Source organism: Dehalococcoidales bacterium, from assembly GCA_035529395.1.
In the GTDB taxonomy this organism is placed as follows: domain Bacteria; phylum Chloroflexota; class Dehalococcoidia; order Dehalococcoidales; family Fen-1064; genus DUES01.
In genome coordinates this window covers 1-7,766 of the sequence record DATKWT010000171.1, presented here as the reverse complement: position 1 = coordinate 7,766, position 7,766 = coordinate 1, and the positions used below count along the sequence as shown (strand labels likewise).

Sequence of the window (7,766 nt, the reverse complement as noted above, 5' to 3'; positions counted from 1 at the left end):
AGGAAGCGTACCGCATCGGCCTGGTCGATAAAGTGGTCAAGGTCGAGGAGCTGATGAGTGAAACCGAGGCTCTGGCAGCCAAGTTCGTTGGCAAGCCGCGAGAGGCGCTGGAGCAGGCGAAGCAGTCCTACGTAAACGTGGTCAACATGGACCACAAGGCGGCTGTTACCTGGGAGACACTGCTGCTGTGTCGCCTGTTCGATACCGGGGAGCGCAAGCGGATAATGGAGCGCTTTCTCAAGAAGTAGACCGCTTGTGTACATTCATGGTGGTGCTTTAGTCCTGGTACAGGAGTTCTAGTGTACACTCAATCAGCCTGGAATATAATATTCGTTACACTCCGCCGTTAGTCAGGTACGGGGGTCCACCACTTTTCCGGTCTGCTCCTCACGGCCGCTCACCTCCAGCTCGGAGCATCTGCCATTCCACCGAGATATATTCGATGCTCAGTCTAGACTGAAAGGCGGGTATTTATCTGTGAATTGAAAGAATGCATAAGCTGAGACACGCAGCCCCCACCGATTAAAACCGACAATAAAGTCAAATAGACCGCGTGGGGCTCTGCCTGTGAACAATATGGCAAACCAGATTAATATATCACAAACGCAGGCCGCGAGCGCCACAAATGCAAGAACAATATAGTGGGGTATTGCCAGGAACCATTTTATTAGTGGCAGACCCTGGCTTAAGTCCTTCCCCACGTCAGGATAAGCTATTTCTATGTGCACGTTCTGGTCTTCATCGGTCGATGGATATACATCGGTCAATAGCGTAAGGTAGCTGCCGACACGCGTCAGGAATTTTATCAGCATTACGTAATAATCGAACCACCATTTAGGGTATTTTTGCCGGAACACGAGCATTAACACAATGGGATTGAATAGATTGGTGATGAAACCGGCCATAAACATCAGTATCAGCGCTATCAGCGCTGCGACTACAGTTATAACCACTAAATCGCCAACGTCGATTCCGGAAGCAAAAAATCTCGAAAAATGGTAGTTTATTTCCTGTTCGTTTGTATTATAAGTCGTGCTGATTTGCATAAATGGCAGGGTCTGCGTCATTATGAATGCAATAACTCCGATGGGTATGATGGTAAAAATTCTGAAAAAGCTGGTGAGCCGGTTTAACGGACGGTCGGGATAATCTACGGATAATGTTATAGGGTATTCAGCAGGGTCATTTGCCATTTTAGTCCTCCTTTATGTGTATGAGACACCGTTAGTCCATATCATGTAGTTGGTATTTAATGAGGATTCCCCATTTCAATTCACGCTAAGGCGCCATGCTCCTCAGCGTCGCTAACTTCATGGTACTTCCGTTATACCTGGCTGTCAACCTCCATCTCGGAGTCCTGCAATGGCCTCCCCCGACGTGCAAACGGCTCACCGCTTTCATTTCATCCGCTCATTCCGCTTCGCTCTCACTAGCGCTCGCTCTTGACCCGCCAGTACCATCCTCACACCATTCCTTCTACCGGCCCGGAACTCGCTATAGCTATAAGTGGTATAATCATGCAAGAGATAGGACGTGAGGAACAAGAGATAGATGCGTGATTCATCCGGCGTGGAGACCAAACGCGTCACCATGTTTGCCGGTAAGGGCGGTGTCGGCAAGACCACCTGTGCCGGGGCTACCGCACTGCACCACGCCATGTCTGATGGAGACACACTGGCGATATCCACCGACCCCACTCCCTCGCTGTCGCACATCTTCGAGTTGAAGGACAGGCCGAAACCGGCCAGGGTGCTGGAAGGGCTCTACGTGGCCGAGCTCGGCCGGAGCGAGGTCAAGGAAATGTGGGACCGGAAGTTCGGTCGCGAGGTCTACGGGGTCTTCTCCTCGTTCGTCTCCGTGAGCTATGAGGAGTTCACCGAGTTTGTCACGTCCATCCTGCCCGGTCTGCACGACGAGTTCATGGTCGACTACATCAAGGAGCTCAGCCAGGGAGGAAGGTACCGGCAGATTGTCTGGGATACGGCGCCGATGGGGCAGACCCTGGGCCTGCTGGAGACGCCAGCCATGCTCCGGGAGCACCTGAGACCGGCCCCCCGGATTTACTCCCGCCTGAAGCTGGGCCGGGAAACACGCAAACCGGTTCTGGACATCATCAAGGAGTGGGAGGGCCTGTCCGCCGCGGACATGGACTTCCTCCGCAAGGATGTGAGGTTTGTCATTATCACCATACCTGAGGCGCTGGCCGTGGAGCAGCTCGATGGCATCTTTGCGGAGTTGGACAGATACGGATTCCGCGCCGAGCAGCTTATCATCAATAACGTCATCAAAGAAGTGGGGGACTCAGACTTCCTGAAGGCCAGGGCGGAGCAGCAGCAGGGCTATATCGAGTCGCTCTACGGTAGTTACTCCGGTATCGGTATCGTGGAGGTACCGCTTTTCCCCCACGAGATAAAGGGCGTCGAGCGTCTGCGGCAGGTTGAGGAAAGCCTGTTCGGTCAGTCAGGCAGGTAACGCTCTCCAGACCGGATGTCCACCAGGGCGGGGCGCAGACTCAGTTTCTCCATTGCTGACATCACTAGTTTCGTCATACCGGTGTTGCTGTAGAAAAGATGACTGCGGCACCGGCAATCGCTTGCCCCGAAGCGCGGTACGGACTCGAACCGCTCACTAAGGGCGTCGACGATGGCGCATTCCGTTCTTTCTTCAGCCTCACAGGTGATAATTTCTTCAATGCGGGCCTTCTGAAGCAGATAGTCAATGTGCCAGTGGAACTTCTTCTCAGCGCGAAGGTGGCGGCCCAGTCTCTGCTTCAGTCGAAGACACGGCGGCAGTTCCTATGAAGAAGGGGCGACTGGTTCCACGGCTGGTCCAAAAGGATGGAAAATACGCCGGCCTCTGCTATGGTATACGCCTCATCCAGGTGGTCCTCCACGAACACGTCGAAGCCCCGTCCCGCCTGGACCTTGTCCCCGTACCGGCCAAGGACTATGTGGTCGTACCGTGCGTTGTTTTCAGCAAGCCAGGAAAGAGTAATGCTTTTCAGGGACGCTGGTCTGGCTGTAACCAGCCAAATCTCGTGCTTGCCGAGCATGGACAGGCCGGAGATGGCTCCTTCGATTGGAGGAGCGTGCCGCAGCAGGTCAGTTCCAAGCGTCTCCTCCCAGATATGGGCTACCTGCGCCTCGTCGATGCCCAATGCTAATGTCAGGTCCCAGCACCGCAGTTCCTGCACCGAAACCGGCCTCCCGCAGACCTCGGAGACTACGGGAAGCATAACAGCCGCGTAGTCCGCGATGACGCCATCAATGTCCACTCCGATTGTTAACCGCTTCATCGTGCTACCACTCCACGGGTTTGTCCATATTCTCTTCCTGGCTGAGGGTATTTGTGTCCCGGTGGTCCTGGATGCGCCTCATATGAGGCCGAAACACGAAAACACCGATGAAGAGCACCAGTGTCACTGCCCCGAACGCGCCGATCGTCACAGGGGCACCATAAGCGTCGGAGAGCATGCCTATCGGGAGTGCGCCCAGTGGCTGTAGGCCAAAGGTGGTCATGAACAGTCCCGTTACCCGCCCGCGCATCTCCGGTGGGGTCAATATCATCACAAGGGCCTGGTTAAGTGACATATATGCGGTACCGGCGGCCCCGGTCAGCGCCAGCATCACCAGGGAAAGGGGAAAGTTGCCTGCGTTGGCGGTAATGGTGAAGAGGACGATGGACGCGCTAAACCCGATTCCCGTCGCGAGAAGAATACGACCCTTGTAACGGTAGTTGACAATTGAAGCAATAAACATTGCCCCGACCACGGCACCACCACCCACCACGGACATCATCAGTCCCAGCTCGGTACTGCCGACATGGAAGACCTCTTCCTGGAAAACCGGCAGAAAATTGACATAGGGCATCGCCAGGACAACCGGAAAGACACCGATAATCAGGAGCTCAAGTACGGTCCGGTCGTGGCGCAAATAGCGCAGGCCGGCAAGAGCATCGCCCAGCAAAGACCGTGAGGCAGTTACCTGGGATTTCCCCATGATGGGAATCATCAGCAGGATAATGGCAAAGATACTGTAACCGACAAACTTCGCGTAGTACAGCGGGGCAATCCCAATCACTGCAATGAGAATCCCGGCCAGGGCAGGCCCCCCGATCCGGGTTACATTCATTACGCCTGAATTCAACGCCAGGGCATTCAGCAGATTTTCGTCCCCTACGAGGTCCGGAACATAAGATTGACGAGCGGGCATGGTAAATCCAGCGATAATACCCGTAATCACCCCGCCAACGACAATATGCCACACCTCGATAAGCCCGGTATGCACCATCACGCCGATCCAGAGCGCCATAATCCCGATACCAATCTGACCGCTCATCAGCAGGTTTCGCTTGGGCAACCGGTCGGCAGCGATGCCACCGGTCAGGGAAAAAAAGAACATTGAAAAACCCAGTGCTGCACTCACGTATCCAATGGCGGTAGCCTGCCCGGTGAGCTGGTAGACAAGGTAGTTCTGGGCAAGCTGCATCATCTGAAGCGCCGTGGTAGCAATCAACGACCCAATGATAAACAGGCGGAAATTTCGGTTCTTCAGCGAAACAAAGGGCGTACGCCAGTCTCTCTTTTTTCGGGGATAGTCAGGGAGTATTGTTCCCGTACTTCCCGCTCCACTTTCTTCGTACACTGCCGAGTCCTTTTCTTCGGGCCAAAGTGGCGTGTCATTGCGAGCGTAGCGCGGCAATCTCATCCTTGACCAGATTCTGCGCCACTGGCCTCAGTGGCGCGTCGTTACACTCCTCGCAATGACATAATCGGGAGGCGGTCTTGCCCGCCATGTCATTCTGAGCGTGAGCGAGGAATCTGGGGTGGAGTGTGGGATTCTGTGCTACTGGAACAAGCAGAAATCTCGCCTTGTGCAGTCTACCGATTCCACCCAGCAGGCGAGACCCCTATCATGGTGCCACTACACTCCCGAAGAGGTAAACCACGGGAGTCCACGGGCTTAATACAATGATACCACAAACGTGAGTTGGCTTCTCACCCGACCATGTGGTATCATTGACTGTGGAAGCAGCAACAGTAGAAGGACCTGGCAATGAGTACGAAGCAAACTTCAGAGAAGAAAGCTCAAGACCTGAATACCTTCATTGAGAGGGTAAATAAGAAAGATAAATGTAACGGACTCAAGATTCGTTTCGCCTTCGTGAAGCGCAAGCGACGTTGAGTCCGCCTGCGACGGACTCACCAGCACCAGGGGCTCTCGCTTAGAGAGCCCGCTTTTATTTGACCACCACCCGGCCGATATCGCACTCTATGACCATCTCTACCCTGTTGGCAGCACTCTCAAAACCCGGAGACTGGAAGTAGTCTCCTTCCTGTGGAAAGCGTCCTCTGTCCACTTCTATCAGGCTCAAGCCACCGTCTATCTGAATCCGGGCAGCCACGTCGTCCGGGATGGTAATCTCCACATTAGCCACGTTAACATCAACACCGACACTGGTGACGCCAGCCGAAGATGGCAACACCACCTCGCAGTTACCCGCATCCAGGTCCAGTGTCAGCCTGGTGACTTCCAGGCGGCGAAGATTCAGGTCCACATCGCTGGCTGCCGAGTGGACAATCACTGACAGGGGGATACTCCGTGTAAGATAGACTCGCCAATCGACCCCGCCATCTTCTCCTACCTTATGATGGACTGTGCTGAGTCGGAGCTCACCTGCACCCTCTATCTCCCGGAAGTCCATGTCCAGTGTGGTGTATCCGTCTCTCACCTCGTAGTCTATTTCCATGAGGTCCGCCGACCCGGTAGAGAGACTACCGATATCCAGGCTCCCGGCAGTAAACTCGATGTTTACTTCCGCACTCTCCAGATTACCCAGTGGCAACGTTTCACTGCGCATATAGCTGGACGGCATCGGGCCGTGCTGCCACAGCGCAATCCCCAGGCACCCTCCGAGTACCACCACGGACACCAGGCTGACCAGCCAGAAGCTGTGGCCCCTCAGCAGGATGCCAGCCCCACCAAGGACGAGCACCACCGGCCAGAACCGCCACAGGGTTCCCCAGAGGTCCCAGGAAAGTACCCCGGTAGTCTGGAGGAGAAAGACCAATCCCAGGAACAGCAGAAAGGTGCCCCAGATAGCGGTAGAAATCGGGGTATTTCGCTGCTGATCTGTCATGCTTACTTCCTCCGGGCAGCAATAATCAGGAGTATGCCGATGGCGATTACGGGTATTGGCCAGAGTACCCCCCACTTGAACCACCAGAATACGTTGAAATTACCCAGCAGCAGGACTACACCGAATACGATAACGGCAATACCGAGCCAGTTAAATCGGCGGCTACGCAATGTAGTTTCTTCTTCAGCTTCCACCCTATCCTTTGCCACTGTTGACTGTATGTCACGCCCTATCTCGCTGGCGGTTTCCTTAATATCATCCACGTTTTCTTTTATTGTGTCCCTGGGTTCGGCGACGGTGGAACCCTCAAGCGGTACAACGATTGCCAGGATAAGATAGGCAATAATTCCCGTTCCACCAACGAAAATTGACAGCACGGCAATGACCCTGACAATTGTAGGGTCAATACCGAAATATGCCCCCAGGCCACCACAGACCCCGGCAATCACTCTGTCATCCTGGCTCCGATAAAGTTTCCTGGTCATAGCTCTCCCTCCGGCGATAGGCGGTATGTGAGGGATTATACACCACACTAAATATGATAACAATAAAGATATAAGATGTGCGGTTTACCCTGGATGTCTCGTTTGACCATATTATGTGTTAAAGGTATTATTGGACTGACTATCGCCTGTCTCTGAAGCTTCTACGGATGTACGAGAGTAGATGAAGTACGTAGAGATTCTGGAGAAACTGAAATCTCTGGCCAATCCCGCTGCTGTGGTGGAGATGGCGCGTTACGGTATAAACCCGAACAACAACCTTGGGATATCCATTACCAATATCAGGAAAATTGCCAGAGAAACTGGTAAAGACCACTCCCTTGCCAGTCAGCTATGGGAAACGGGCATTCGCGAAGCACGGATGCTGGCCGTTTTGGAAGACGAAGCGAAACTCGTCACCGGGGAGCAAATGGATGCGTGGGTGAGCGATTTCGACTCCTGGGACGTATGCGACCATTGCTGCAGCGCCCTGTTCCGGTACACGGAACAGGCTTATCCCAAAGCAGTGGAGTGGAGTTCCGATGAAAGGGAGTTCGTCAAGCGGGCCGGCTTTGTCCTCATGGCCACCCTCACAATCAGCGATAAGAAAGCTCCGGACGAGAAATTCGAATCATTCCTGGTGCTGATAAAGCGGGAATCCGGAGACGACCGTAACTATGTTAGAAAGGCGGTCAACTGGGCACTGAGGCAGATTGGGAAACGCAATCCCGGGCTGAACAAGCTGGCAATCGAGACCGCCCGGGAAATCCACGAGATGGACTCAAAGAGCGCCAGATGGATTGCTTCCGACGCGTTAAGGGAATTGACCGGCCAGCCGGTACAGCAGAGACTGCGGCGCCAGCACGCTGATTAGACGTCGACTCCAGGTGCCGAGTCACCAGAAAGCGGGGCTTCCTTTTCCACAACAAGAAGCTTTTCCCTGACCTCCTCGGGTGACATCCGTCCTCCGGAAACGACCATCTTTAGCGCGGCATCAACCGATATGTCGGTCCGGATAATCTCCTCTTCTCGTAGTATCTGCAGGAAACCGGAGGTCGGGTTCGGAGCAGTCGGTATGAAGACGTTAAGCAGCTTCCGGCCGGATTCGTCAGACACTTCATTGGTGATAAAACCGATTGTCCTGGT

The 7,766-nt window shown here is 54.1% G+C and carries 10 protein-coding genes; 4 read left to right on the top strand and 6 right to left on the bottom strand.

Going from position 1 to position 7,766, the window contains the following annotated elements; genetic code table 11:
* The coding region (locus VMW13_10730) for an enoyl-CoA hydratase-related protein (GenBank protein HUV45288.1) at positions 1-248 on the top strand (248 nt) is incomplete at its 5' end.
* Positions 249-446: 198 nt separating this feature from the next.
* Here VMW13_10730 and VMW13_10725 read toward each other — a convergent pair.
* Positions 447-1,193, bottom strand: coding sequence for a DUF4389 domain-containing protein (locus tag VMW13_10725; GenBank protein ID HUV45287.1), 747 nt, complete (start codon positions 1,191-1,193; stop codon positions 447-449).
* Between the two features lie 358 nt (positions 1,194-1,551).
* On the opposite strand from VMW13_10725, the gene VMW13_10720 reads away from it, so the two are divergent.
* Positions 1,552-2,472 (top strand): ArsA family ATPase, encoded by a 921-nt coding sequence (locus tag VMW13_10720; protein HUV45286.1) that lies wholly within the window; start codon positions 1,552-1,554, stop codon positions 2,470-2,472.
* Positions 2,473-2,770: 298 nt separating this feature from the next.
* Here the strand turns inward: VMW13_10720 and VMW13_10715 are convergent, their stop codons facing one another.
* Both VMW13_10715 and VMW13_10710 read right to left on the bottom strand, forming a co-directional pair.
* Positions 2,771-3,295: a hypothetical protein gene (locus tag VMW13_10715; protein HUV45285.1), complete on the bottom strand. Its 525-nt coding sequence runs from the start codon at positions 3,293-3,295 to the stop codon at positions 2,771-2,773.
* A gap of 4 nt (positions 3,296-3,299) precedes the next feature.
* Positions 3,300-4,643, bottom strand: coding sequence for an MFS transporter (locus VMW13_10710; protein HUV45284.1), 1,344 nt, complete (start codon positions 4,641-4,643; stop codon positions 3,300-3,302).
* Positions 4,644-5,054: 411 nt separating this feature from the next.
* On the opposite strand from VMW13_10710, the gene VMW13_10705 reads away from it, so the two are divergent.
* Positions 5,055-5,183, top strand: a complete 129-nt coding sequence (locus VMW13_10705; protein HUV45283.1) for a hypothetical protein — start codon at positions 5,055-5,057, stop codon at positions 5,181-5,183.
* A 55-nt stretch (positions 5,184-5,238) separates the two neighbouring features.
* On the opposite strand, the gene VMW13_10700 is transcribed toward VMW13_10705, so the two are convergent.
* Complete coding sequence (locus VMW13_10700) at positions 5,239-6,138, bottom strand: DUF5668 domain-containing protein (GenBank protein HUV45282.1); 900 nt, start codon at positions 6,136-6,138, stop codon at positions 5,239-5,241.
* Between the two features lie 2 nt (positions 6,139-6,140).
* Entirely contained in the window at positions 6,141-6,623 is a 483-nt protein-coding gene (locus tag VMW13_10695; protein ID HUV45281.1) for a PspC domain-containing protein, read from the bottom strand.
* Between the two features lie 181 nt (positions 6,624-6,804).
* Between VMW13_10695 and VMW13_10690 the strand changes: the two genes are divergently transcribed.
* A complete protein-coding gene (locus VMW13_10690; GenBank protein HUV45280.1) occupies positions 6,805-7,494 on the top strand; it encodes a DNA alkylation repair protein in 690 nt (229 codons plus the stop codon).
* Here the strand turns inward: VMW13_10690 and VMW13_10685 are convergent.
* A partial coding sequence (locus VMW13_10685; protein ID HUV45279.1) for a DUF502 domain-containing protein occupies positions 7,491-7,766 on the bottom strand: 276 nt, incomplete at its 5' end. The two genes, VMW13_10690 and VMW13_10685, sit on opposite strands and share 4 nt — an antisense overlap.

Excerpts from the sequence above, each read along its gene's own strand:
- VMW13_10715 (HUV45285.1), bottom strand. The coding sequence starts at position 3,295 with ATGAAGCGGTTAACAATCGGAGTGGACATTGATGGCGTCATCGCGGAC.
- VMW13_10700 (HUV45282.1), bottom strand. The coding sequence starts at position 6,138 with ATGACAGATCAGCAGCGAAATACCCCGATTTCTACCGCTATCTGGGGC.
- VMW13_10720 (HUV45286.1), top strand. The coding sequence starts at position 1,552 with ATGCGTGATTCATCCGGCGTGGAGACCAAACGCGTCACCATGTTTGCC.
- VMW13_10725 (HUV45287.1), bottom strand. The coding sequence starts at position 1,193 with ATGGCAAATGACCCTGCTGAATACCCTATAACATTATCCGTAGATTAT.
- VMW13_10690 (HUV45280.1), top strand. The coding sequence starts at position 6,805 with ATGAAGTACGTAGAGATTCTGGAGAAACTGAAATCTCTGGCCAATCCC.
- VMW13_10705 (HUV45283.1), top strand. The coding sequence starts at position 5,055 with ATGAGTACGAAGCAAACTTCAGAGAAGAAAGCTCAAGACCTGAATACC.
- VMW13_10695 (HUV45281.1), bottom strand. The coding sequence starts at position 6,623 with ATGACCAGGAAACTTTATCGGAGCCAGGATGACAGAGTGATTGCCGGG.